The 1,938-nt window shown below is 68.0% G+C and carries 2 protein-coding genes and 2 pseudogenes; all 4 read right to left on the bottom strand.

Features of this window, described 5'->3' with window-relative positions:
• Positions 1 to 966 (bottom strand): annotated as a pseudogene (locus TSB10P1A_RS23460) (hypothetical protein); the annotation flags it as partial.
• A complete protein-coding gene (locus TSB10P1A_RS23455; protein WP_186390391.1) occupies positions 956 to 1,174 on the bottom strand; it encodes a hypothetical protein in 219 nt (72 codons plus the stop codon). The gene TSB10P1A_RS23455 and the pseudogene TSB10P1A_RS23460, both read right to left, overlap by 11 nt.
• Positions 1,175 to 1,212: 38 nt before the next feature.
• Positions 1,213 to 1,650, bottom strand: a complete 438-nt coding sequence (locus tag TSB10P1A_RS23450) for a hypothetical protein (protein WP_186390390.1) — start codon at positions 1,648 to 1,650, stop codon at positions 1,213 to 1,215.
• Between the two features lie 37 nt (positions 1,651 to 1,687).
• A pseudogene (locus TSB10P1A_RS23445) lies at positions 1,688 to 1,938 on the bottom strand (hypothetical protein); the annotation flags it as partial.

The following is a 1,938-nucleotide window of genomic DNA, read 5'->3' as shown; positions in this document are numbered from 1 at the left end:
GGCGAGGATAGCGTTGCGCCGATCAATGGCAGCCTGCGGCAGAGCGTTGCCAAAAGGGTCGTGAGTGGCGGCCCATTCGAGCCAACTGCGCATTGTTTTCAGCGCGCCGACCGAGTCGTCGACCGCTGTCACAATCAGCCCGAATGCGGCCACCACCCCTTGCGCCAGGCTCTGCGCATTCTCGACAAACTGCGGATCGGCCAGCATGTCCGCGAATTCCTGCAACTGCGGCAGCAGCGCTTCGGCGATCTTGTTGACCAGCCCGGCGCCGGCCGCCCAGATCCGGGTGAGCGTGTCGTTGAAAACCTCGGCCCGTTGGCCGAACTCGGTCGAGATCGTCTTGCCGAGGCGGTCGCTTTCGGCCGCCATGTCGGCCAGCCCCTGGCGGCCATTGTTGAGCAGCGGGATCATCTCGGCACCCGACTTGCCAAAGACCTTGATCGCCAGCGCGGTCTTGTCCGCGCCTTCCTCCATCCGCGAAAAGCGGTCGGCCAGGTCGATCATGACCTGATCGGCGCTGCGCAGCTTCCCCGCAGCATCGGTCACCGATACATCGAGCGCCCGGAACAGCGCAGCGGCGCCTTTGTCGGCGCCGGAGGCGACATCGCTCATCGTTTTGGTCAGCTTGACCATCGAGCCGCTCAGCGTCGACATATTGACGTCCGACAGCTCGCCCGCCCAGGCAAGGCGAGACAGCGCCTCGGTGGTGACGCCGGCCCGCTGCGCCGCCTTGCTCATGGCGTCGGCCTGATTGATCGAGACGCGCACGAGAGCCCCCAGCGCGGCAACGCCGACCGCCGCAGCGGCGGCGAGCTGGGCGCCCATCTTTACCGCCTTCGCCGCCGTCAGGTCGAAGGTCCGGCCGAGCCCCGTCGCCTTCTTCTCGGCACGGTCGACGCTCTTGTCGAATTTCTTGTCGTTTGTATCGAGATCGAGCAGCGCCTGCCCGAGCCGCTCACCGCTCATCGCCACCCTCCTGCTGCTTGATGACGGCGATCCCCATTGCCGCGAGGACCTCCGGCGTCGCCTTCATCGCCCGCCGGCGGCCGCCATTCGCCGCCCGCTCCAGATCGCGAATCGCGCGGCGGCTGTCCGCCGGCTTCACGTGACCGCCGCCGATCGACGCGGCGCTGATCGCCGCCAGTTGCTCCTCGGCCTGCAGCTTGGGGAGCATGGTGATGCACGCCCGCACCAGGCCCGCCGGGACCCGCCTCAGCCAGTCGTCGGGGCTGCCGCCGTAAAATCGGGCGAGCCGGGGGAGGACGTCTCCCCAGTCCGTGCGCCCTGCGCGGTCGGCTGAGCCGTCAGCTTGCCGGCGATCGCTCCTGCCACCGCCATCCGGCGCTGCAGCAGGAGCACGGTAAAAACCTCGCAGATCGCCATCCGGTGGGCCTCGGACAGGCGGGCGAGCACATCGTCCGGCACGTCGACCAGGATCCGCCGCACCACCGCATCCAGCAGGTCGGGCAGCCTGCCCTCCGGGTCGCCGGCCGCGGCGAGCTGCTCGATCCGCTTGCCGGCCGTCGTCAGCCACTGGCTGTCGAGGACCGACAGCTCGTCCGGCGCGCGCAGCTCGTAGAGCTCGCCGTCTATGCTGATGGTCGGGCGCTTGATCAGGGTTTCGAGGTCGAGAATGGGCGCTTCGGCCATGGCGGGCCTCCCGTGCGAAATTAGGCGAAACTGGCAGTTACGGCAGCGCGGGCTGGTGCTGCTCGACGAGTTGGGCTAACGCGTCCCAGGGAAGGGCCTGGCTGGGATCGAGCATCGCCGTGAATTCCAGCGCCAGCCCCGCCGGCTCCGCCTTGCGGTATTGGATTTCCGGGCCGCCGCTCATGAAACAGTACGGCACCTGGTACTGCATCCCCATCGCATCGCCATAGGGCGACGAGGTCGAGCGCACGAGCAGCGCAACGGAGTTGACGATCTGGCCCCGATAGA

Origin of the sequence: Stappia sp. TSB10P1A (assembly GCF_900185725.1) — a bacterium.
In the GTDB taxonomy this organism is placed as follows: Bacteria; Pseudomonadota; Alphaproteobacteria; order Rhizobiales; family Stappiaceae; genus Stappia.
The sequence above is the reverse complement of the archived record's forward strand: the minus strand, read 5'-3'. Positions and strand labels throughout refer to the sequence as shown.

Coding starts and splice junctions, on each gene's coding strand:
- TSB10P1A_RS23455 (WP_186390391.1), bottom strand. CDS start 1,174: ATGCTCCCCAAGCTGCAGGCCGAGGAGCAACTGGCGGCGATCAGCGCC.
- TSB10P1A_RS23450 (WP_186390390.1), bottom strand. CDS start 1,650: ATGGCCGAAGCGCCCATTCTCGACCTCGAAACCCTGATCAAGCGCCCG.